Source organism: Lentzea sp. NBRC 105346 (assembly GCF_030269605.1).
In the GTDB taxonomy this organism is placed as follows: Bacteria; Actinomycetota; Actinomycetes; order Mycobacteriales; family Pseudonocardiaceae; genus Lentzea.
Genome location: NZ_BSTQ01000007.1, coordinates 193,738 through 215,150, shown reverse-complemented (window position 1 = coordinate 215,150; position 21,413 = coordinate 193,738). Strand labels below are relative to the sequence as shown.

Below are 21,413 nucleotides of genomic sequence, written 5' to 3'. Positions count from 1 at the left end.
CCCCGTGGAATCGTTCCCCTCACGAATCGTGTTACCGGGTTGCGCTGAACAGCCTCATCCGGTGTGGTCTTGGCAGGCACATCACTCGTTCGTGAGGGGGCCACCAAGTGAGCAACCCAGAACTCGAAGCACGCAACGCGGCGCTGCGCAGCCAGGTCGACACGATGCTGGCGAACCTCGAACGGCAGACCGCGGAACTGAAACAGGCTCAGGCCGACGCGCTGGCCAAGACCGGAAAGGCCACGTCGAAGGACGGACTGGTCGAGGCCACGGTCAACGCGGGCGGCATCGTCACCGACGTGAAGCTCGCCCCGGCGGCGTTCGAACGCAGCACGCCGGAGAAGCTCGGCCGGTCGATCGTCGAGACGATCCAACGAGCCGCCCTGCAGGCGCGAGAACAGGCGGACGCCGCGCTCGCGCCCTATCAGGAAGGACTGCCCGACCTGCCGGACCTCTTCCCCGGCGCGCCGTCGTTGAAGGACCTCATCCCGAAGGCGCCACCGGTCGCTCAACAGCCCCAGCGGCCCGATGACGAGGAGCCGCCGGACTCCTACCTGCGCGGGAGCAACTGGTGAGCGACCTCGAGGTAGACCCCGTCGCGCTGCGGTCGGCGTCGCCGAAGTTCTCGGCGGCCGGCGACAAGCTGCAGCAGGCATGGGAGACGCTGCGGTCGGCCCTCGACGCTCAGGGCGAGTGCTGGGGGAACGACGAGGCGGGCCAGGAGTTCGCCAAGACCTACAAGCCGCTCGCCGAGTCCGGACGCCAGGCGTTCCCGCTGCTCGTCGAGGGCATCCACTCGGTCCGCGAAGGCCTCGACGCCTCCGCGGACACCTGGGAGGCGGTCGACCAGGGCGGCGCGAAGTCGTTCGGAGGGAAGTGAGTCATGGGCATCGAGATTCCGGACGCCGTCAAGTGGCTCACGCCCATCGTCGTCGGCGCGTCGTGGCCCGAAGGCGACGAGACGAAGCTCCGCGCGCTGCGCGACGCGTGGGAGGCGGCGGCCAAGTCCGTCGGAGAGGTGCTCGGGGACGGCAACACCGCGTCCACCGCCGCGCTCGGCTGCATGAGCGGGCAGACCGCGGAGAAGTTCGAGGAGTACTGGAAGAAGTACACCGAGGGCGACGCGTACCTGGTCAACCTGCAGCAACTGTGTACGGACCTCGCGTCGGGCTGTGACAACGCGGCCCTGGGCATCGAGTACACCAAGCTCAGCATCATCGCGTCGCTGATCATCCTGGCGGCGCAGATCGCCGCGATGATCGCCTCGGCGGTCGCGACGTTCGGCACGTCCACCGCGGGCATCCCGATCGCGCAGGCCGCGACGCGCGTGACCGTTCAGATGATCTTCCAGCAACTGATCAAGCAGATCATCATCAACGTCGCGATCAACGTCGGTGTGGACGCCGCGATCCAGGGCATCCAGTTCGCCACCGGCGAGCGGAAGTCGTGGGACGTCGGCAAGACCGTCGACGCGGGCATCGCCGGTGTCGCCGCGGGTGTCGCGTCCGGTGCGGTAGGCGCGGCAAGTAAGGGACTCGGCAACACGACGAGCAACTTCGTGCAGGCCGCCGGTCGCGGCGCGGTCGAGGGCGCCATCGCCGGCGCGGGCGGCAACGTGCTGAACAACCTGGCGCACGGCAAGGTCGGGCTGGAGGACTTCGGTTCCGCGATCCTGTCCGGAGGTGTGTCCGGCAGTGTCGGCGGCGCGGTCGGCGGGATGCAGGGCAGGCACGAAGGGCTCAGCCAGACGTGGGAAACCGGCACGTCGCCCGACGGTTCGGTCACCGCCGGGCACAACACCCAGGGCCACACCTTCCAGACGCCCGACGGGTCGACCGTCCGGGTCGCCGAGGGCGGCAACCCCTATGAAGGTGGCTGGCGTTCGGACCGGGCGGGCCGGTGGATCCCCGCTGACGGTGGGCCGAACAACGTGAACGACCCGACCGAGAGCGACTACAACGTCAAGTCCTCGGCGAACCCGCCGCGGATGGTCGGGCGGCTCGACCTGCCCGACCCGCCGCCTCAGCAGAAGTAGGGCTGCCAGCCCGGAATCGGGGCGTGATCCGGACGGGTCTCGCCCCAGTCCGGGCTGTCCGGCGGCAGCACGTTGTGCTCCGCCACGCGCATCCGCTCGCGCACTCGCCACCAGTTGGCCGGCAACACCACGGCGAGGCCCAGGGCGAACGCCGCGCCCGGCCAGAGCTTGGTGGACAGGAACATCCAGCCGAAGTTCCCCGCGACCGCGGCGACGAACAGCCGCCAGCCGATGCCGACGGTCTTGTAATTGCCCCGATCCGTTCCGGTCGTCCGCAACGCCGCCCACGAGCGCAACTCACGCCATTCCTGGATGGACAGCGGTGTCGGATGCGACGGCACGCCTTGCCGTGACTTGATCAGCTCGGCCAGCTCGCTTGCCTCGTTCACGGGCAGGATCCATTGCTGTGGCGGTGCGACCAGACGCAGCATCGGACTCGCGCCGACCGGCATCTTCACTCCGCCGGGGATCGGCCAGGCCTGCAGATCTTGCGCTGAGCCGGGCTGTACCAGCGTGAGGTCGCCCAGCCACAGCGCCTGCGGATGCACGCCGCCATGCTTCGACTTGTTCAGCTTGTACAACAGGCGATCCCGCTGCACGTACAAGGACGCGCCATCGCGGAGCGGCACGCGTACCTCGACGTTCTTGCCGAGGCCGGCGCCGAGCCGGAACATCCGGCCGCCGAGATAGCCCAGCACCGGGCAGAGCGCCAGCACCGGGATCCAGATGTAGGCGTGCTTCCCCAGCAGCCAGAACACGCTGAGCGGCACCGAGAGCAGCGCCACCCGGCCCCAGACGCGCGGCACGTTCCGGTTCAGCACCCACACGACGCCCGCGATGCCCACCCACCCGAGGACGATCCACGGCACGTGCGCGACGACGAGCGCAATCGCAGGCAGCACAACGGTTCCGGTCAACGCGAGCGTCGCCCCTACCAGCCACCGGACGGCGAGGCTCGGTCCGGCGTTCGAGGTGGCCGGACCCTGCACCGGGGTGGTGCGCTCGCCGGTAGACGGTGGGGGCGTGCCGACCTCGGCCACATGACCGTTTCCGGCGACGGCCGCGGAGTGCACGTCCGGCAGTCCGGAAACCCGGGACCGCACAAGGGAAACGAACTTGTGCGGCTCCTCGACGGGCAGCACCTGTTCGCCGGCGGTCGTCCGCAACACGACGACGTCGCCATCCGGAACCGGCAGGCCACGGCCGTCCGACAGCGTGATCCACGGCGCCTCACCGGGCACCGCCGCCCGCGTGCCGATGCCGAGCAACTCGTTGAAACCGAACGACAACTTGGTCGGCCCCTGCGCCATCCGCCCGGCGCCGGACACGGCGGTGATCTCCAGTCCGCGATCGGTCACCTCGACGGCGTCGGTGTACCAGCTCGGTCTGCGGTCCACGCGGAACTCGAACAGCACCTTGTTCGGCGCCCGCCGCGACACCAGGTGCGTGACGTACGTGGCCACGAACGGCACGCCGAGCATGATCGGCATGTTCACCGCGGGCGACTTGCTGCCGATCACGACGACCGCGGCGATCGCGGCGGCGGCCGAGATCCCGAGTGCTACCCACGGCCAGTGGTGCGGCTTCATCCGGAGCGGTCCGGACCGGCGCGGTGCAACGAGATCCGCAGCAGGACGCGCTGCTCGCGTTCCATCGCGGCCCGGTACTCGGCCCAGTTCTCGTGTTCACCGGAGATGCTGCGGTAGTAGCCGACGAGACCGTCCATCGCCTCGGGCAGCGGGACGATGGTCGCCTCGCCCTCGATCTGTATCCAGCGGCCGAAGAAGCTGTCCGGCAGCACGCACAGTGTCACGCGCGGGTCGCGGCGGATCTGCTTGACCTTGTACGCGGTCTCCCTGGTGCTGACCACGACGTACCCCTCGTCGTCCACGGTCGCGAGAACCGGCGACATCTGGGGTGTGCCGTCCGACCGCAACGCGGCGAACACCGCGCGGTGCTGAGTGCGGACGATCTCCCTTGCCTCATCGAGATCCATGGCGTTCATCTAAGCGACCCCGCACGATGAATGCATGCTCGATCCGGACTCGGTGAGCTGGCAGATGCATTCGGACCCGGCGATGTGGATCGCCGGGATCTCGAGCCTGTACCTGCAGTCGCTGCATCCCGTTGCGGCCGAGGCGATCGTGAAGCACTCCAACTTCCACACCGATCCGCTGGGCCGGCTCCGGCGCACGGCCGAGTTCGTCGCGCTCTCCGTCTACGGCGCACCCGACGATCTCGCCGTCGCGGCGCGGCGCGTGCGGTCGGTCCACCGGCGTCTCCGGGTGGACGAACCGGAACTGCTGTTGTGGGTGCACTGCGCGGAGGTCTACTCGTTCCTCACGGTCATGCAGCGCGCCGGTTACGGGCTCACGCCTCGTCAGGAGAACCTCTACCTCGACGAGCAGCGGCGGACCGCGACGCTCGTCGGGCTGCACGCCGACGAGGTGCCGGGCAGCCGCGCGGAGATGCAGGACTACTTCGTCCGCGTCCAGCCGGAACTCGCGCGGTCGCCGTGGTCCGACGAGATCTACCACTTCCTGCACGGTCCGCGGGTCACCGGATGGCTGCGGCACGGGCTGCCGCTCTACGAGGCGTTGGTCGGCCACCTCGCGTACTCGGTGCTGCCGCCGTGGGCCGTCGAACTGCACGGGTACACCCCGTACCGCCATCCTGACCTGGGTTTGCGGGTGCTGCGACGGGCCGCGCTGCTGATTCCCGGCCGGGTCAGGCGGCTCGTGCCGCCCGGCGAGATCCGGAAAGCAATTCACCGGCTGGGACCGGGTGTGACACCGAGTAAGCGCAAGCTCCCCTAGTTGTCACACATCACAGTAGATCATGGTTTGAACTCCGTAGCATTGCTCACGACATTTGCGTAATCGTTCCAGGAAGGCTTGTCGTGATGCGTCGCGCTGCAATGGTCGCCGCCGCCGCAGTGCTGGTAACCGCGTGTGGGAGCGGGGACACCAGCACGGTCGTGGGCAGAGCGGAGGCCGGTGCGCTCACCGTCGGCGTCCGGTACGACCAGCCCGGTCTGAGCCAGAAGCGGCTCGACGGCCGGTTCGTCGGTTTCGACGTCGACGTGGCGAAGTACGTGGCGAAGGAGCTCGGGGTCGCCGAGGACAAGATCACCTTCAAGGAGGCCCGCTCGGCCGCCCGTGAGTCGATGATCGTGAGCGGCGAGGTCGACTTCGTCGTCGCGACCTACTCCATCACGGACAAGCGCAAGGAACAGGTCGCGTTCGCCGGCCCGTACTTCCAGACCGGCCAGGGCATGCTGGTCCGCTACTCGGACGACTCGATCAAGGGTCCCGAGTCGCTCAACGGCAAGAAGCTCTGTTCCGTCAAGGGTTCCACCTCCGCGCAGAAGGTGAAGAGCGACTTCTCCAAGGACGCGCAGCTCGTCGAGTACGGCCAGTACTCCGACTGCATCATCGGCCTGATGGCGGGCAACGTCGACGCCGTCACCACCGACGAGGTCATTCTCGCCGGCTTCGCCGCGGAGAACCCGGAGCTGGTCAAGCTGGTCGGCAAGCCGTTCACCACCGAGCGGTACGGCATCGGCGTCGCCAAGTCGGACTCGGTCAGCCGGGAAGCGATCAACAAGGCCATCGAGAAGATGATCGGCTCGGGGGAATGGCGCGCGGCGTTGGAACGCAACGTCGGTCCGTCCGGCTACCAGATCCCCGAGCCGCCCCAGGTGACCGAGAAGAGCTAGTTGCTATGGGGGGAGCTTTCCAAGCGCTGGGCGCTTGGAAAGCTCCCCCCATAGCACTTCAGAGAGCGCTCTTCCCGGTCCAGGTCTCCCACGGGATCGACCAGTCGTAGTAGTCGCGGTCCTCCGCGCCCAACTGCACGCTCGATCCCGTGACGACCACCGGGTCGCCGACGATGACCTCGTCGAAGTAGGCCTTCGCGTTGGCGGTGGACAGGTTCGCGCACCCGTGCGACACGTTCTCCTTGCCCTGCGCGTACTCCGAGTCGGGATAGGCGTGCACGAACTCCCCGTTGTTGGAGATCCGCACGGCCCACTGCACCGGCACGTTCTCGTAGTTGTACCTGCGGTTGGTCATCTTGAACGAGTCGTGCCGCTCGGACACCACGTGGATGCCGCTGCGCGTGACGCGCCCCGGATCGGACTCGAGCCCGTACGACGCCGGGAAGTCGAAGATCTGCTGACCGTCCCTGGTGACGACGAAGCGGTGCGTCTGCGTGTCCGCGGTGGCGATGAGAGCGCGACCGATGTTGAACCGCAGGGAGACGTCCTCCAGCCCGAACGCGCCGTCGCCGAACGGGACGCCGTAGAGCTTCGCGGAGACGTTCACCTTCGTGCCGGGCTTCCAGTACTCCTTGGGCCGCCAGTGCACCGCGGCGTCGTCCAGCCACGCCCACGCGCCCTCGGTCGGTACGGACGTCTCGACCTTCAACGCCTTCTCGACCGACGCCTTGTCCTTGACGGGCGCGGAGAACTTGACCGCGATCGGCATCGCGACGCCGTACGTCTGGTCGTCCCCGGCGTCGAACCGCGCCGCGATCGTGGTGCCCGGCTTGACCGTGTGGAACGTGCCCGCGACCGGCACATTCCCGCCGTCCGCGCCCACGGCGGAGCCGGACCACGTGTACGCCTTGTCGTAGCCGAGCGGCTCGGTGGCGAGCCAGCTCGTCTTGTCGGCGGACAGCTCCCCCTGTACGACCCGGTTGTCCGCACCGGTCAACGCGACGGACGTGAGCGTCCCGTCCTTCACCGACACCTTGAACGGCCCCGCAGGCGCGACGCCCTCGGCGCCACCCGCCGGTGACACCTCCAGTACAGCCTTCGGTTTCGGTTGTTGTTGTGGTGCATTGGTTTGCGCGGCCGGAGTCCCCTCAGAACACCCGGTCACGATCAACGCCACGCCGGCCAGTACGGCCGCCACCCCTGCCCTTGACACTTGCTCCCCCTGCGTCCCCTCGTTCGACGAACTAGGTGACGCGTCAGGGGTCTAGGCGTTGTTTGTGACCCCGATCACTACGTTCTGAGCAGCGCGATCACCGGTCCGGACCAGGCCTTTTCGCCCTTTTGGGGTACCCGAGTGGTCTTGATTCACCCATAGTGCTATGACCGTGAACACGTTAGGCTCTTGCGCGCAGGCCGTGGTTTCTGTGTTCGTGCTTCACACGCTCGCGGAACAACACGCGGGCGTGCTGTCCGCCGAAGTTGGCGAGTGGAACGCCCCCGGGACGGCCGGGGTTGCACGGTGCAGCCCCAAGCTTTCCTGCGATGGAGGCAGGTACATGGCACAGGGCACTGTCAAGTGGTTCAACTCCGAGAAGGGCTTCGGCTTCATCGCCCAGGACAACGGCGGCGCTGACGTCTTCGTCCACTACTCGGAAATCCAGGGCCAGGGCTTCCGCACCCTGGAAGAGAACCAGCGGGTCGAGTTCGAGGTCGGACAGGGCACCAAGGGGCCGCAGGCCCAGAACGTCCGCGCCATCTGAACCCAGAGTTGGCACGAGCCCCTCACACCTGACGGGTGAGGGGCTCGTGCTTTTACTTGAGAACTAGTAGCCGCGCTGGCGGGCTTCCCACTCCAGTCGCTGCATGACCCACTCGGTGGCGAGCGCCTGCGGAGACGTCTGCCGCTCGGCGGCGAGCTCCTTCAGCTGTTCGTTCGCCATCAGCTGCAACCGAAGCTGGTAGACCTGCGCGTTGCCGAAGCTGCTGCCCGCGGTGGTCTCGGCGTCGTCCGGTGCGAGTGCGGCCAGATACGAAGTCAGCTCTTCGTCGGGCAGGGTCTCGTCCACGGGCTCGGGGGCCGGGGGACGGTGACGGCCGGACTTAGAGCGTCCAAGGGATCCGATAGGCACCGCGCAACGATAACGGTTGGATGACGAAAGCACACGCCCTGTGTGCTTGGTCACGTGTGCGGGCACGAATACGCGCTGCTCAGGCAGTCGGCAGGACCGGGATGAGAGGGGGATTCCCGCGACGGGCCGCGACGCCGAAGGCGAGCCGGCCGGGGGTCCGGGGGCGCAGCCCCCGGCTGGGGTTTGGGGGCTAGGCCCCCAAAAAACACCCTCGACGCAGAGCCGGCGAGTGCGAGGCGCCAGCCGAGCCGAGCAGGCTCCGCCCAAGGAGAGGCCCCCGCGCCAGGGGGAGGAACGCGGGGGCCGGAGGGGATCTCCACAGGCGCTGACCGGGGGTGTGTCAGCAATCGGATTGTTGCACGGTCACGCGTGGTCCGGGAGTGGGAAACGCGGAAATCTTCAGCTGGCCGTTGCTTTGAAACCGCGCAGCCGCAAGCTGTTGCTCACGACGAACACGCTGCTGAAGGCCATCGCGGCGCCCGCGATCATGGGGTTGAGCAACCCGAGCGCCGCGAGCGGAACTCCAGCGATGTTGTAGGCGAACGCCCAGAACAGGTTGCCCTTGATCGTGCGCAACGTGCGGCGCGACAACCGGATGGCGTCGGCCGCCACGCGCAGGTCGCCGCGCACCAAAGTCAGGTCTCCGGCCTCGATGGCGACATCGGTTCCGGTGCCCATGGCGAGCCCGAGGTCCGCGGCGGCCAGAGCGGGTGCGTCGTTCACGCCGTCGCCGACCATCGCGACAACCCGTCCGGATTCCTGGAGCCGGCGCACGGTCGCCACCTTGTCGGCGGGCATGACCTCGGCGATCACCTCGTCGATGCCGACCTCCGAAGCCACAGCGCGGGCCACCGCCCAGTTGTCGCCGGTCAGCAGCACCGGCCGCAGACCGAGTGCGCGCAACGACCGCACGGCTTCGGCGCTCGTGGGCTTCACCGTGTCCGTCAACGCCAGCGAGCCGAACACCACCCCGTCCACGGTCACCTCGACGACCGTCCGCGCATCATCAACGGAAACAGCCGGGCGTCCGACGACGACCTCGCGCCCTTCGACTATTCCCGAAACCCCGAAGCCGGCGGAGTTCGCGAACGACGACACGGGCGGAACGTCCGGAGCCGCACGGACGATCGCGGCACCGATGGGGTGCTCGGACGCGCTCTCCACACCAGCGGCGAGCCGCAGCAACGAATCAGCGGAGACGCCATCGGCCGGGATCACCTCGACCAGCGACAGCCGGCCGCTCGTCACGGTGCCGGTCTTGTCCAGCACGACGGTGCCGACCCGGCGGGTGGACTCCAGTACCTCGGGACCTTTGACCAGAATCCCGAGCTGCGCGCCACGACCGGTGCCGACCAGCAACGCGGTGGGCGTCGCCAGGCCCAAAGCACATGGGCAAGCGATCACGAGCACGGAGACGGCGACCGTCACGGCGAACTCGAGGGGCCGACCGGCCAGCAGCCAGCCGCCGAGAGCCAAGAGGGCGATTCCCACGACCACGGGCACGAACACCGCGGACACGCGGTCGGCGAGCCGCTGGATCTCGGCCTTGCCCGCCTGCGCCTGCTCGACGAGCTTCGCCATGCGGGCGAGCTGGGTGTCGGCGCCGACGCGCGTCGCGGAGACGACCAGCCGGCCGCCCACGTTGACGGTGCCGCCGACGACCTCGTCGCCCGCGCCGACCTCGATCGGCACGGACTCACCCGTGACGGTGGAACGGTCGACGGCCGAGCTGCCGTCCGCCACTACTCCGTCCGTGGCGACCCGCTCACCCGGACGGACCAGGAAGCGTTCGCCAACGTGCAGCTGGGAGATCGCAACGCGCAGCTCAACGCCGTCGCGCAGCACCGACACGTCCCTGGCGCCGAGCTGGAGGAGCGCCTTCACGGCGGCGCCCGCGCGGCGTTTCGAGCGGGACTCCAGCCAGCGGCCCAGCAGCAGGAAAACGGTGACGCCGACCGCGACTTCCAGGTAGATGTCGCCGGACGTCGAGGGGCGCGGCACGAGGCTGAACCGGTGCGTCATGCCGATCATGCCCGCCGAGCCGAACACCAGCGCGTAGACCGACCACAGGTAGGCGACGGTCACGCCCATCGACACCAGCGTGTCCATGGTGCTGCTGCCGTGCCGCAGGTTGACCGCGGCGGCGCGGTGGAACGGCCACCCGCACACCCACACGACCACGCTGGCCAGCGCGAGCGAGACCCACTGCCAGGCAGGGAACTGCAGTGGCGGCACCATCGCGAGCGCGATCACCGGCAACCCGAGGAACGCCGCGATGCCGAACCTGGGTCCGAGGTCGTCCGGTTCCTCCGGTGCGATCTCGGGTTCGGCGGCGTCGTAGCCGGCCGCGCGGACCGTGGAGACCAGGTCCGACACGTGCATGCCGACGGGGAACTCGACGCTGGCCTTCTCGGTCGCGTAGTTCACCGTGGCGACAACGCCGTCGAGTTTGTTCAGCTTGCGTTCGATCCGTCGCGCGCACGACGCGCAGGTCATGCCGGTGATCGACAGCTCGACGGTGCTCATGCCAGCGCGTATCCGGCTTCCTTGACGGCCGCCTCGACCTCGTCCTGCGCGAGCTCACGGGAGCTGGTGACGGTCACCGCGCCGGTCTCCAGGACGACGTCCACGCCGGTCACGCCGGCGACCTCGGACAGCTCCTCCTTGACGGAGCTGACGCAGTGGCCACAGGTCATGCCGGTGACTGTGTAGGTGGCGGTGACGGACATGGTGCCTCTTCCTCTCGTCGGGGCCACGAAGCATACCCCTGGGGGGTAGGCACTCTACTGTGGAGGCTCGAACTTCTCGATGTCCGTCTCGAGTCGTTCGACGAGCTGCTCGAGGTTCGCGAGCATGTCGTCCAGCTGGCTCATCCGGTCGCCCAGGACGCCCTCGATGTCGGCTTCGAGCCCGGCGAGGTTCAGCGCGGCGAGCACAGCCTGTGGATCGAGCTCCGGCTGAGGGGTCTCAACTGGTTCAGGTTTCGGGTCGGACTCAGTCATGACTCCATCTTCTCCTGGGTAACTAAGTGGTCGTGCACCCTCGTCCTGTACGGAACGTGACGCAGGGTGGCAGTCGAATCACTCTGCGGGGGGCTGCGGCTGTTGTCCGAGGTCGCTTAGCCTCGCGCCAACCTCAAGTCGGGGAGGGCGTCATGAGCGGGTCTCTTGAAGTACGCAAGTTCCTGTGGACGCAGGACGAGTCGATGTCCAGGCAGGGCCCGAACGTGCCGGCCCAACGCACCGGAGAGCCGTCACGGATCTCCGACGAACAGGTCCACCGAGCCCGCCTGGCGGTCGCGCGCGGCGCGATGAGCGCCGAGGACTGCCGGATGCTCCTGGACATGCTGGGTCTCTCACCCGGCGAGGACGGCGGGGCTCCGCCCGTCCAGCGCTGACACGCGAGAGCGGCTCCCGGCCCGAGGCGCGCACCCCCCGGAAGCGCGTCTCGGGCTAGGGCCGCATCTCGAAACATACCCACCGGTCTCTTTCCGGGCAACGGACTTAACCTGGTGTCATGCCCCAGCAGGATCGGGCGCACGCGACCCGTGAGGCGATCCTCCGCGCCGCTGCGGAGGAGTTCGACCGGCTTGGCTACGAGCGCACCTCGTTGAAGGGCGTGCTCGGGCACAGCGGCCTCACCAAGGGCGCCTTCTACTTTCACTTCGCGTCCAAAGAAGCGCTGGCAGCGGCCCTCGTCAGCGGCCAGGACGACCTCTGGGCGCGGATGCGCGAGGACTGGGACGGGCGCGCGCTCGACCCGTTGCGCCGGCTCGTCGGGATGTTCCACGAGGCCGCCGAGCGCATGGCCGCGGACGTCACCCTCCGTGCCGGCGTCCGCCTCGCTGCCGATCGCGAGGTTGGTTATCCCGGCCTGCCCAGCGCCCACCTGGAGTGGGAGAAGATCATCGAGGCCTACCTGGTCGACGCGCGCGACGCGGGCAACCTCCGCGACGGCGCCGACCCGGCGGCGCTTGCCCGGACGCTGTGCGCGGCCACGCTCGGCGCCCGGTTCATCTCCTCGGCCACGACGCGCTGCGCCGACTTCCCCGCGCGCACCCGCGAAATCCTGCGGTACGTGCTGTCCTCCGTGATCTCCGACGACTGGCTTCTTGCCGGGCCAGAGGTTTTGTGACAGTGTTATAAAACATGGAGACGATCGCACGCGAGACCAGGGAAGCCCTCGTCGGCCTCGGCGGCCGGTTCATGACCTCGCCCCAGCTGGCGGCCGAACAGGAACGTCTCGGCCTGCCCAAGGGCGCGCTCTACTTCCGTGGCCGCGCGTCCGTCCTCGGCGACGTCACGCCGGACACCGTCGCCACCCTGTTCGGGCTCTTCCCGAAGTGGCTGCCGCGAATGGTCCACGTGACCCTGCCGCCCGCGCAGGCCGTCTCCGCGTACCTGGCCGCGTGCTGGGGCTGGGCCCGCGAGCACCTGCCCGCCGACGAACGCCTCGCGTCGCTGCTCCTGAAGGTCGTGGACTCTGTTGATGGGACAGCCCTGCCGCTCTTCGCCGGCTGGCAGGCCGCCCCGCGCCCGGACGACGCCAAGGCGTTGCTCGGCCACGCCCTCATGGTCGCCCGCGAGCTCCGCGGCGGACTCCACTTCGCGGCGCTGCGCGTCTCCGGCATCTCCGTTCCCGAAGCCGTCACCGCCGACCCCGGCGGCGGACGCCCGCGCCTGCTGCGCACCGGCTGGCGCCCGGAGGAGGTCGACGCGCTCTACGCGGGCATCGCCGGCCGTGAGGAGGAGATCGTGAAGCGGTGGCAGGAAGCCGAACAGCTGACCGACGTGAGTTTCGGCCACGCGTTGGGCGTCCTCTCACCCGAAGAGTTGATCGACCTGCGGGATCGGATGCTCGCGATCGAGGTGGTTTGAGCAGGTCAGCCCACAACCGGTACCCCCGTTTTGGAGATGCGGGCGGGCATGCCATATGCTTACCGTGCTTCCAGCGGAGACCGAGTCCCCATCGTCTAGCGGCCTAGGACCCCGCCCTTTCAAGGCGGTAGCGCGGGTTCGAATCCCGTTGGGGGCACGTAGTACAGTGTTCAAAGCAGTGCAGTGTGAAAAGCAAGGCCCAGTGGCGCAGTTGGTTAGCGCGTCGCCCTGTCACGGCGAAGGTCGCGGGTTCGAGTCCCGTCTGGGTCGCTTCAGTTCTCATGGCCAGGTAGCTCAGTTGGTACGAGCGACCGCCTGAAAAGCGGTAGGTCGGCGGTTCGACCCCGCCCCTGGCCATCCTTCTTCCGAAAGACCCCCGGTTTTCGTGCCGGGGGTCTTTCGTTATTCGTGCTCGTTTTGCAGCATGGGCGACGTCACATCGATTTCGTTGTCCGCCGTGATGCGCTGCAACAGTTCCCAAGTCCGATGTGTACCCACACCAAAGACGCCACTTCCCGGCGTGATTCGCGCCACTACGTCGGCAAGAGTCGGCTTGAAACAAATGGAAGCTCGATAGAGAAACGACGCGTCGAAGTGCCGAGGCCCGCGTAGCCCGTTCGTCGGCTCGCCACACAACCCGAGGTCGCAGCCGCAGGCGTTGACGTACATCGACCGGCCGCCGCGGAACGTGCGCATGCACCGGGGCAGTTCGCGGCCGTTGAGCACCTCGACCCGGATTTCCTGACCACGCCGGTCGATGATCCGCTGCCCGGAGCTGTCGGTCCGCGCGCCGAGATTCCCCGCGCGCTTCTCGCACATGTTCACCAGCAAGGTCGACGCGGCCAGCAGCCGATAGGCCTCCTGCGAAAGCACCCCCGAGCCGGACGTCACGGCCTCCGCGTCGTCGAGCCACACGGCGCTGACGAGCTTCTCGCTGGAGGAGCCGGCGGCGAGTACGAGCCGGGCCGCCGCGCGGACGAACGGGTGCTCGTCGCGATCGGCCGCGATCCGAGAGGTGATCGACGCCAGCCGCGCCGGTTCCGTGCGGCCGATCGACAGGCCGAGCGCCTGCACGGCCAGCATCCGGCTGAGCCACGACCGGGCGTGGCCGAGAATGCGCAGCAGCAGCTCGACGCGGTACTCGGGGACGTGGCCGTGCCGGTGCCACGAGCTCACCGCGGCGATCTTCACGCCCTCGGCGAGCGAGATCTCCAGCCCGACGTCCGGGACGTCCTCGTCGCCGCGGCGGTAGCCCTCGTACGGCGGCATCACGCCTTTCGCGACGGTGAGCAGAAGTTCTTGTACCGCAGCGGAATCCGTGCAGCGTTCGGCCAGCATCGGCAGGATCCACGCCATGTGCGCGAGCCCGACGGCGAGGCTGCGCCACGCGGCCTCCTTGCGGAACACCGGTGACAGGTCGACGGTGAACGCGTCGTGGCAGATGCGCTGCCAGTGGTCGTGCAGCGTCTCCCACACGGCGTCGCCGCCGTCGGCGAGCTGGAAGCAGAGCTCACGACGCAGCCGGAAGCTGTTGCGCGCCATCCGCGGCGGCAGCAGCTCGTGCCACAGAAACCGTTGCAGCTCAGGGGAGTTGCGGATGTCGACCGCGCGGACGAACGCCAGGTGGTCGTCGCGGTTGCCCGTCGGCCACACCTCGCGCAGCAGCTCGTTCACGTCGGCCGCGAGCGTGTCCGTGGCGCCCGCGGCGGCGAAACCGTCGTACAGCGCGGTGAGGATCTCCAAGTGGTGCGCGGACTTCGCGGGCCGTACCGCGTGGAAGACGTCCGCCACCGAAGAACCGGCCAGGACCATCGCGGACACGGCGAGCGCGCCGAGCACGAACTCCGACGGGTCGCGGCTCAGCGCGGACGACCAGGTGGCGGTCTCGGTCAGCGGCACGCCGATACCCGCCGCGAACGCCTGCACGGCCGGGCTGCGGAACACCACGACCTCGGAGCCGTGGTCCTGCCGGATGACGATGACCTCGCGCTGCTCCAGCGCGGCCCGGCCGAGCAGCAGCCGCTCGTGCCGTTCGTCGGACAGCCCGCGCACGACCTGCGACCAGCGCACGCTCTCCGACGCCTGGATGAGCGCGAGCCGGCCGACCTGGGCCAGGCAGTCGTGCTCGGCCGACGACTCCAAGGGCGGCTTTCCCAGCGCGACACCGCACACACCGGCCAGCCAGCCGGTCTCCCTGCGCAGCCGCCGGGGTTCGGTGAAGGCGGCGAGGATCTCCTCGCCGCGTCCCTGAGCGCTCGCGGCGAACGCGAGGGACATGCGCAGCTGTGCGGGCTCGCGCGACGCCTGGCTGCCGGTGAACATCGGCGTCAGCACGCGGAAATGGCCCTCGCTGGGCAGCACGCCGAGCGCGGTGAGCCGTTCGGCCAGATACTTCGCCATCCCGTCCGGGCCGAGCGTGGAGAGCAGCACCTTGTTCGTGGTGCTGCCCGGCGGGAACAGCCGGCGCGGCAACGCGGCGAAGAACGGGATGCCCGCGTCCTGCAGCTCCTGCAGCCTGCTCGCGATGTCGACCCGCCGGTGCGGGCCGGACGCCGTGACGTTGAGCTTCTCGAGATCGTCGATGACGAGCGCGAGCCGGCCGTTGCCGATCAGCGAGCTCCACATCCGGTCGGCCTCGCGGTCGTCCACCCCGGCCGCGGACATCCGCAGGTGGAAGCGGTTGCGCGCGATCTGCGCGATGGTCGAGCCGCCCGTCAACTCGATGGCGCGCACCGGGATCGCCAGCACGCGACTACGCGCCAGCTCGTCGGCGAGCAACACGAGGAACGCGCTGCGGCCGCTGCCGGGCTCGCCGCCGATCAGCGTGGACCGCGAGTAGCCGCCACGCACGAAGTCCGCGACCAGCGCCTTGGCCAGCGACTCGCGTTCGTGCGGGACCGGCAGCTCCGCGAGGTCCTTGGTGAACAACGACGACGCGTCGCGTTGCGCGGTCACCAGCGACTGGCGCGGCACCGCGTTGCGCACGCGGAAGAAGAAGATCAGGTAACCGAGGACGGCGACGGCGAACGTGGCGGCGACGTTGATGCTCAGGTCTTCCAGCGCGTCGCGCCAGCCGCGGTGCACCACGCGGCTGGCGATGCCCGCCAGCACCAGAAGACCGACCGCCGACACGGTGATCGTGACGGCGAGCGAGGTTCTGGAGCGTGCGGGCATGGTGTCCTAGTGCTTGGTGAAGATCGGGCGGCGCAGGATGGTCTGGCCCGCGTCGAGCACGTGCTCCGCGCCGGTCGTCGACGTGAGGTCGATCGCGAACGCCGCGATCGCGGTGGCCACGTCCTCCGGCGACTGCGGCCGGCCGAGCGCGGTGGCGTCGGCGATCGCGCTGTCGTCGAGCGGAACGCCGCTCGCGTCGCTGAGCTGCCGGGCGTTGGACGTGTCGACCGTGCCGAGCGTCAGGACGTTGATCCGGATGCCGTCCTTGCCGAGCTTCGGCGCGAGCGATCGCGTCAGGCCGGACAGGCCCGCCTTCGCCGCCGAGTAGCCGGGCGCGCCGTAGCCGCCGTAGGCGTTGATCGACGAGATCAGCGTGATCGACCGGTCGCCGGAAGCGTTGCGCAGCAACGGAACCGTGTGCCGGATGACGTTGAACGCGCTGTGCAGGTTCGTCTCGACGACGCGCCGGAACACCTCCAGCGACTCGTCGGTGACGTCGGCCGCGTTGAGCTCGTCGAGGTCACCGCCACCCGCGACCACGACGACGTAACGCAGTTCCTGCAGCGCGGCGACCCGCGTGGCCATGGCGTCGTCGTCGAGCACGTCGCAGACCTGCAGGCCGGGGGCCGGTTTCTTGTCCCAGCCGACCGCGGCGAGCCCGCGTTTCGCGAACACGTCGAGGGTGGCCCGGCCGATGTCGCCCGCCGCCCCGGCGACGACAACCTCGGGAACGCTCATGTGGAACACCTCGCTCCAAGTGTGGTCATTGTTAGCGCTTACCCACCAGCACCGTCGCGTGCCGCTGCCATCCCAGTGCGTTGTACAGGCCCTCGCCCGCCGGGCTGGCGATGAGGATCCCGGTGGTCGCGCCGTGCGCGGCGGCCTCGTCGACCAGCGCGCTCATCACCGCGCTCGCCAGGCCGCGCCTGCGGTGGCGGGGACTGGTCACGATGTTGTGCGCCACGGCGTCCGTGCCGACGAGCGGCATCATTCCGCCGGCGGCCTCTTCACCGTCGCACTCGATCCGGGTCGTGATCACGCCGTCCGTCGCCGACGTGCTGACCGTGTATCCGACCGGCGGCTTGTGCGCGGGACGGTCGCGCAGGTCGCGACTCATCAGGCTTTCCGTGCGCAGCACGGTGAGGCCCGCGTCGTCGAAGATCCGCAGCACGCCGTCGCAGTCCGTCGTGGGCACCGTCAGCCAGTGGTCGTCGGCCAGGTCGGCCGCGAGTGCGGCGACCGCGCCCGCCTCCAGCACGACCACCTCGACCTGCCTGCCCTTCTCACCCACCGGGACGTGCAATGCGCCCCGCTCCTCGACCGCCGCGGCGAAGCCGCGGGCGAGCGCCCAGCCCGGCTGCCAGCGTCGGATGAGGTCCCCCAAGTTGCTCATGGACAACAACCTAGTTGTCAACCTGGGTTGACACGAGTCGAGGTGTCAACGTAGGTTGACGCCATGACGGAAGCAACTGATCTGGCCACCGCGGCCGGCGACCGTGATCCCCGCGTGGGACTGCGTGCGGTCAGCGCGTTGCGGCGGTTGCTGGAGACCTTGGAGGCGGCCCAGGTCCGCAGCGCTCGGGCGCAGGGCTGGTCGTGGCAGGACATCGCGGCCGAGCTGGGGGTCACCCGGCAGGCCGTCCACAAGAAGCACGGGGGTCGATGATGATCGGGGAGCGGTTCACCAAGGAGGCGCGGCAGGCGGTCCGCGACGCGATCAAGGTCGCGGAACAGGATCAGGTGCAGGTGTCACCGCAGCATCTGCTGCTGGCGTTGCTGGACAAGACGCCGGTGCTGTCCGGCGTGCCGCGGGAGGACGTCGAGGCGGCGTTCCGCGACGCCCGGCGCAAGGGCGGGCTGAGCAAGACCGACGTGGAGGCGTTGCGGTCACTGGGGATCGACGTCGACGAGATCGTCGACAGCGTGGAGCGCTCCCTCGGGGAGGGCGCGCTGTCGAAGGAGAAGCCGCGCAAGCGGTGGTTCGGCGTCGCGATCGACGGTGACGTGAAGAAGACGCTCGAGCGCAGCCTCCGCGAGGCACGCGACCTCGGCCACAACCACCTCGGCAACGAGCACCTCGTGCTGGCGCTGTTGCAGGGCAAGGGAGTCGTAACCGAGGTGCTCGAGTGGCACGGGGTGCACTACGCCGATGTCAGGAAGCAGGTTGCGGACAGGGCTTAGGTTCCGACCAGGTGACGTGGGGCAGGAAGAACTGGATGAGCGGGCCGATGCCGACGGCGTAGAGGATGGTGCCGACGCCGACCGTGCCGCCGAGCAGCCACCCCGAGGCGAGGACGGTCAGCTCCACGACCGTCCGGACGAGCCGCAATGAGATCCCGGTCCGCGCGCAGAACCCGGTCGTCAGGCCGTCGCGCGGGCCGGGGCCGAGGCGGGAACCGATGTAGACCGCGGCGGCGAGGCCGTTCAGCACGATGCCGAGGACCAGCAGAACCGCGCGCAGTACTAGGTCCTCCGGTGCCGGCAACAGCCAGAGCGTCACGTCCACGGAGACGCCGATGACGACGACGTTGCTGACCGTGCCGACGCCTGGCCGCTGCCGCAATGGGATCCAGCACAACAGCACCAGCACGCCGACGATCGCGGTGATCAGGCCGAAGCTCAGCCCGGTGCGCTTGGTGAGCCCCTCGTGCAGCACGTCCCACGGGTCCAGGCCCAGGCCGGAGCGGATCTGCATCGCCATGCTCGCGCCGTAGAGCCACAGGCCCGCGAAGAGCTGCGGGACGCGGCGGGCGGGAGCGACGGACACGTTGACGGGGTACAGGGCGGCGAGCTGCATGTGGCTCATCCTGAGCGGCCATTGGCCTTGCACTCCATAGCCAATTCGCAATAATTGGCCACATGCAGCTTGGTAGTCGTGTGTCCGGCGCTCGATTGGCCCGCTTGCTCGGGGAGTGGCGCAAGCACGGCGCCCGGCAGGGATCGGCCGACCTGGCCGCCGCGATCAAGCTGCTGGTGCACGAGGGCCAGCTGCCCGCCGGGACGCGGCTGCCGTCCGAGCGGGAGCTGACCGACGCCCTGCCGGTCAGCCGCACGACCATCACCGCCGCTCTGGACCAGCTCCGGGGGGAGGGGCTGGTGGAGAGCAGACGCGGCGCGGGCTCGTGGATCAACGCGCCCGTGCGGTCCTCGGGTGGCATCTCGGGGACGTGGGACGGGTTCGTCGACCTGGCCCGCGCCGCGCCGCCCGCCGTGCCCGGCACGCTCGCGGCGATGGACGCGGCGCGGGCCCGGATGCCGGAGCACCTGCTGACCCACGGCTATCACGAACTCGGCCTGCCGTCGTTGCGGCAACGCATCGCCGACCGCTTCGCCGTGCGCGGCCTGCCGACGTCACCGGACCAGATCGTCGTGACGAACGGCGCGCAGCACGCGCTGGCGTTGATCCTGCGCATGCTGACCGGTCCCGGCGACCGCGTGCTCGTCGAACAACCGAGCTACCCCAACGCTTTGGAGGCCATCCGGTCGGCGTTCGCGATCCCGGTCCCGGTCGCGATGACGCCGGAGGGCTGGGACGTCGCCGCCTGGGAGGCGGCGGTGCGCCAGGCCGGTCCGCGGGTCGCCTACCTGATCGCGGACTTCCAGAACCCCACCGGGCAAAGGCTTTCCGCCGAGGGGCGGGAACGGCTCGCCGGCGTGCTGCGCCGGCATCGGACGCCGATTGTCGTGGACGAGACGGTGGTGGAACTCGATCTCGAAGGCGATCCGGTCGACGGGCCGCCGCCGGTGGCGTCCTTCGCCGACGACCTCGTGCTGACGATCGGATCGGCGAGCAAGTCGCACTGGGGCGGACTGCGGGTCGGCTGGATCCGCGCGTCCGCGGAAATGGTGCACCGCCTGCTGTCCACGCGCACCGCGATCGACCTGGGCACACCGGTGTTCGAGCAGCTGGTGCTCGACGAGCTGCTCACCTCGCCGGAACCCGTTCTGGCGCAACGACGTGCGGAGCTCGCCGCGCAACGCGACGTGGCGGTCGCGGCACTGCGCGAGAACTGTCCACAGTGGAGTTTCACGGTGCCGTCGGGTGGAATGGGCATCTGGTGCGATCTCGGCGCGCCGGTGAGCACCAGAATCGCTGTGGTGGCCCAGAATCACGGGCTGCGACTCGTGCCGGGTCCGCGGTTCGCGGTCCACGGCGGCTGTGAACGAATGCTCCGAGTGCCGTACACGCAGTCGGCCGAAGTGCTGAACGAAGCGCTGCGCCGTTTGGGGGTGGCAGCTGCATCCGTTGGGACGCAAGGGATTCCGCTGGATGAGGTGGTCGTCCCGGTGGCCTGAAAAGCATTGGGCCGGTCCCCCGCAGCGGTGGGGACCGGCCCGACACCTGCCTGTTCACTCGGCGCAGCCCCTCGATGTGCCGGCTGGACAGGCAGTTTGGTGGACCTGCGGCGGGGACGCTCCAGGGATGTGCGTCCCCTGCCGCAGGTTTCCCGTGTGATCCGGCCGCCTCGGGGGCAGACGTGACGACCGGATCAGACCCGACCTGCCAGGGCGCGGTTGGCAGGTCAGGAAGACTGGTTTCGTTTCGGTACAACGGGAGTTGCGAGTTCAAGTAACGGTGCGCTACGGAACGAGACGGTCACGTTCGCGCATCAGGGCAGACTGGTCCCCTGGAACTCAGTCGGGTGAACTGCCCGGACGCTCTGACAAGCTGCCCGGTGACCGTCCGTCGGTGCGTTCCTCAACCGTCCATCTGGTGGGAGGGAAGAGCGCGCTGTGGGACGGGAGGACGGCGAGCACACCGTGCTTGCCGCCGGTGTTGTCCTGGTGCCCGGACGAGGCCGACGGCGCCGTGGAGGCGGGGGCGGGCTGCGGGCTGGGCATTGGGCCCGACGGGTGCGGGATGGTCCAGTCGACGCCGGTGTCCGCGGGCTGCTCCTGCTTCGGCGGTGCGGGCGGGGCCGGTTGAGCCTTCTTGATCTGGATCACGGGCGGTGCGGGTGCCGGCGCCGGTGCGGGCGGAGGGGCCGCGGCGGCCAGCTTCGCGGCCTTACGCGCGGCGTTCGCCTGCAGCTTGGCGGCGATGACCGGGGCGGGCGCCTGGTTCGAGACCGAACCCGTGCGCGTGCTCCCACTGCTGCCGCTGGTGTAGTCGAGTGCCGGGCCGTCGTCGGCGGGCTGCTCCGGTGCCGGGGGCAGCACCGCGATCTTGCGGTTCTGCTTGTGCTCGACGACGCGGTCGGTGAGCTTGAGCGCCCAGCCTGCCGGGTCCTGGAGCAGCTGCGGCTCGGCGGTGATCTCGACAGCGGGTGGCTGGTCCGTGCTGGCCTCGGCGATCGCGCCGCTGAGGAGCCAGGCGGCGGCGGTCAGGCCGCCGAGCGTGACGGCACGCAACAGCAGCACACATGCGCGGCTACTTGCCATGCCCATCACCACCGTCCACCGTTCAGGTCACCGCCAACGCACAGCGCCGTCGGAGGTCGACGTTGAGCTATGTCTAGCACTGGTGAGTGACTTTGCGA

Annotated in this window: 24 protein-coding genes and 3 tRNA genes; 15 read left to right on the top strand and 12 right to left on the bottom strand. The window is 69.2% G+C overall.

All coding sequences use genetic code 11. The features are described from left to right. The first annotated feature begins 107 nt into the window (after nucleotides 1-107). From QSK35_RS17655 to QSK35_RS17645, 3 genes are read left to right on the top strand one after another with little or no spacing between them, the layout of a single operon-like run. Nucleotides 108-575: a YbaB/EbfC family nucleoid-associated protein gene (locus QSK35_RS17655; RefSeq protein WP_285747400.1), complete on the top strand. Its 468-nt coding sequence runs from the start codon at nucleotides 108-110 to the stop codon at nucleotides 573-575. Next, nucleotides 572-880: a WXG100 family type VII secretion target gene (locus QSK35_RS17650; protein ID WP_285747399.1), complete on the top strand. Its 309-nt coding sequence runs from the start codon at nucleotides 572-574 to the stop codon at nucleotides 878-880. Before QSK35_RS17655 ends, QSK35_RS17650 begins: the two co-directional genes overlap by 4 nt. 3 nt (nucleotides 881-883) lie before the next feature. Next, nucleotides 884-2,035 (top strand): WXG100-like domain-containing protein, encoded by a 1,152-nt coding sequence (locus tag QSK35_RS17645; protein ID WP_285747397.1) that lies wholly within the window; start codon nucleotides 884-886, stop codon nucleotides 2,033-2,035. Here the strand turns inward: QSK35_RS17645 and QSK35_RS17640 are convergent. Then, nucleotides 2,023-3,624 carry a hypothetical protein gene (locus QSK35_RS17640; RefSeq protein WP_285747395.1) on the bottom strand — a complete coding sequence of 534 codons (1,602 nt, stop codon included), beginning with the start codon at nucleotides 3,622-3,624 and terminating at the stop codon, nucleotides 2,023-2,025. The genes QSK35_RS17645 and QSK35_RS17640 overlap by 13 nt on opposite strands. Continuing rightward, nucleotides 3,621-4,031 carry a PPOX class F420-dependent oxidoreductase gene (locus QSK35_RS17635; RefSeq protein WP_285747393.1) on the bottom strand — a complete coding sequence of 137 codons (411 nt, stop codon included), beginning with the start codon at nucleotides 4,029-4,031 and terminating at the stop codon, nucleotides 3,621-3,623. Before QSK35_RS17635 ends, QSK35_RS17640 begins: the two co-directional genes overlap by 4 nt. A 34-nt stretch (nucleotides 4,032-4,065) precedes the next feature. On the opposite strand from QSK35_RS17635, the gene QSK35_RS17630 reads away from it, so the two are divergent. After that, on the top strand, nucleotides 4,066-4,851 hold the full coding sequence (locus QSK35_RS17630) for an oxygenase MpaB family protein (protein ID WP_285747391.1): 786 nt from the start codon (nucleotides 4,066-4,068) through the stop codon (nucleotides 4,849-4,851). A gap of 86 nt (nucleotides 4,852-4,937) precedes the next feature. After that, nucleotides 4,938-5,753: a glutamate ABC transporter substrate-binding protein gene (locus QSK35_RS17625; RefSeq protein WP_285747389.1), complete on the top strand. Its 816-nt coding sequence runs from the start codon at nucleotides 4,938-4,940 to the stop codon at nucleotides 5,751-5,753. Between the two features lie 58 nt (nucleotides 5,754-5,811). Here the strand turns inward: QSK35_RS17625 and QSK35_RS17620 are convergent, their stop codons facing one another. Further along, a complete protein-coding gene (locus QSK35_RS17620; RefSeq protein WP_285747387.1) occupies nucleotides 5,812-6,966 on the bottom strand; it encodes a L,D-transpeptidase in 1,155 nt (384 codons plus the stop codon). A gap of 343 nt (nucleotides 6,967-7,309) precedes the next feature. Here QSK35_RS17620 and QSK35_RS17615 point away from each other — a divergent pair, with 343 nt between their 5' ends. After that, the gene (locus QSK35_RS17615) at nucleotides 7,310-7,513 is read left to right on the top strand and encodes a cold-shock protein (protein WP_030473173.1); all 204 of its coding nucleotides are present in this window, start codon (nucleotides 7,310-7,312) and stop codon (nucleotides 7,511-7,513) included. A gap of 63 nt (nucleotides 7,514-7,576) precedes the next feature. Here QSK35_RS17615 and QSK35_RS17610 read toward each other — a convergent pair whose 3' ends face one another. From QSK35_RS17610 to QSK35_RS17595, 4 genes are all read right to left on the bottom strand, one after another. Continuing rightward, nucleotides 7,577-7,819: a hypothetical protein gene (locus QSK35_RS17610; protein WP_352244056.1), complete on the bottom strand. Its 243-nt coding sequence runs from the start codon at nucleotides 7,817-7,819 to the stop codon at nucleotides 7,577-7,579. A 462-nt stretch (nucleotides 7,820-8,281) separates the two neighbouring features. After that, a complete protein-coding gene (locus QSK35_RS17605; protein ID WP_285747383.1) occupies nucleotides 8,282-10,408 on the bottom strand; it encodes a heavy metal translocating P-type ATPase in 2,127 nt (708 codons plus the stop codon). Beyond that, nucleotides 10,405-10,611 (bottom strand): heavy-metal-associated domain-containing protein, encoded by a 207-nt coding sequence (locus tag QSK35_RS17600; protein WP_285747382.1) that lies wholly within the window; start codon nucleotides 10,609-10,611, stop codon nucleotides 10,405-10,407. Before QSK35_RS17600 ends, QSK35_RS17605 begins: the two co-directional genes overlap by 4 nt. A 54-nt stretch (nucleotides 10,612-10,665) precedes the next feature. Next, nucleotides 10,666-10,884 (bottom strand): hypothetical protein, encoded by a 219-nt coding sequence (locus tag QSK35_RS17595; RefSeq protein WP_285747381.1) that lies wholly within the window; start codon nucleotides 10,882-10,884, stop codon nucleotides 10,666-10,668. A 152-nt stretch (nucleotides 10,885-11,036) separates the two neighbouring features. On the opposite strand from QSK35_RS17595, the gene QSK35_RS17590 reads away from it, so the two are divergent. The 6 genes from QSK35_RS17590 to QSK35_RS17565 all read left to right on the top strand — a co-directional run bounded on the left by QSK35_RS17590 (nucleotide 11,037) and on the right by QSK35_RS17565 (nucleotide 13,116). Beyond that, complete coding sequence (locus tag QSK35_RS17590) at nucleotides 11,037-11,279, top strand: hypothetical protein (protein WP_285747379.1); 243 nt, start codon at nucleotides 11,037-11,039, stop codon at nucleotides 11,277-11,279. A gap of 119 nt (nucleotides 11,280-11,398) precedes the next feature. Further along, complete coding sequence (locus QSK35_RS17585) at nucleotides 11,399-12,016, top strand: ScbR family autoregulator-binding transcription factor (RefSeq protein ID WP_285747377.1); 618 nt, start codon at nucleotides 11,399-11,401, stop codon at nucleotides 12,014-12,016. 14 nt (nucleotides 12,017-12,030) lie between these two features. After that, nucleotides 12,031-12,759 carry an SCO6745 family protein gene (locus QSK35_RS17580; RefSeq protein WP_285747375.1) on the top strand — a complete coding sequence of 243 codons (729 nt, stop codon included), beginning with the start codon at nucleotides 12,031-12,033 and terminating at the stop codon, nucleotides 12,757-12,759. 84 nt (nucleotides 12,760-12,843) lie between these two features. Continuing rightward, nucleotides 12,844-12,916, top strand: a tRNA-Glu gene (locus QSK35_RS17575). A gap of 39 nt (nucleotides 12,917-12,955) precedes the next feature. Next, nucleotides 12,956-13,029: transfer RNA gene (locus QSK35_RS17570), tRNA-Asp, on the top strand. 13 nt (nucleotides 13,030-13,042) lie between these two features. Continuing rightward, a tRNA-Phe gene (locus QSK35_RS17565) sits at nucleotides 13,043-13,116 on the top strand. A 45-nt stretch (nucleotides 13,117-13,161) separates the two neighbouring features. Here QSK35_RS17565 and QSK35_RS17560 read toward each other — a convergent pair. From QSK35_RS17560 to QSK35_RS17550, 3 genes are read right to left on the bottom strand one after another with little or no spacing between them, the layout of a single operon-like run. Beyond that, entirely contained in the window at nucleotides 13,162-15,933 is a 2,772-nt protein-coding gene (locus QSK35_RS17560; protein WP_285747373.1) for an ATP-binding protein, read from the bottom strand. A gap of 6 nt (nucleotides 15,934-15,939) precedes the next feature. Further along, the gene (locus tag QSK35_RS17555; protein WP_285747371.1) at nucleotides 15,940-16,671 is read right to left on the bottom strand and encodes an SDR family NAD(P)-dependent oxidoreductase; all 732 of its coding nucleotides are present in this window, start codon (nucleotides 16,669-16,671) and stop codon (nucleotides 15,940-15,942) included. Nucleotides 16,672-16,702: 31 nt separating this feature from the next. Continuing rightward, a complete protein-coding gene (locus QSK35_RS17550) occupies nucleotides 16,703-17,326 on the bottom strand; it encodes a GNAT family N-acetyltransferase (RefSeq protein ID WP_285747369.1) in 624 nt (207 codons plus the stop codon). A 63-nt stretch (nucleotides 17,327-17,389) separates the two neighbouring features. Here QSK35_RS17550 and QSK35_RS17545 point away from each other — a divergent pair, with 63 nt between their 5' ends. Together QSK35_RS17545 and QSK35_RS17540 are read left to right on the top strand one after the other, a co-directional pair. After that, the gene (locus tag QSK35_RS17545; protein ID WP_285747367.1) at nucleotides 17,390-17,599 is read left to right on the top strand and encodes a helix-turn-helix domain-containing protein; all 210 of its coding nucleotides are present in this window, start codon (nucleotides 17,390-17,392) and stop codon (nucleotides 17,597-17,599) included. Further along, a complete protein-coding gene (locus tag QSK35_RS17540) occupies nucleotides 17,596-18,114 on the top strand; it encodes a Clp protease N-terminal domain-containing protein (protein WP_285747366.1) in 519 nt (172 codons plus the stop codon). Before QSK35_RS17545 ends, QSK35_RS17540 begins: the two co-directional genes overlap by 4 nt. Here the strand turns inward: QSK35_RS17540 and yczE are convergent. Beyond that, the gene (gene yczE, locus QSK35_RS17535; RefSeq protein ID WP_502881668.1) at nucleotides 18,086-18,739 is read right to left on the bottom strand and encodes a membrane protein YczE; all 654 of its coding nucleotides are present in this window, start codon (nucleotides 18,737-18,739) and stop codon (nucleotides 18,086-18,088) included. The genes QSK35_RS17540 and yczE overlap by 29 nt on opposite strands. Nucleotides 18,740-18,792: 53 nt before the next feature. Between yczE and yczR the strand changes: the two genes are divergently transcribed. Beyond that, the gene (gene yczR / locus QSK35_RS17530; RefSeq protein ID WP_285747364.1) at nucleotides 18,793-20,229 is read left to right on the top strand and encodes a MocR-like transcription factor YczR; all 1,437 of its coding nucleotides are present in this window, start codon (nucleotides 18,793-18,795) and stop codon (nucleotides 20,227-20,229) included. Between the two features lie 339 nt (nucleotides 20,230-20,568). On the opposite strand, the gene QSK35_RS17525 is transcribed toward yczR, so the two are convergent. Continuing rightward, a complete protein-coding gene (locus QSK35_RS17525; RefSeq protein WP_285747362.1) occupies nucleotides 20,569-21,315 on the bottom strand; it encodes a hypothetical protein in 747 nt (248 codons plus the stop codon). Nucleotides 21,316-21,413 lie beyond the last annotated feature (98 nt).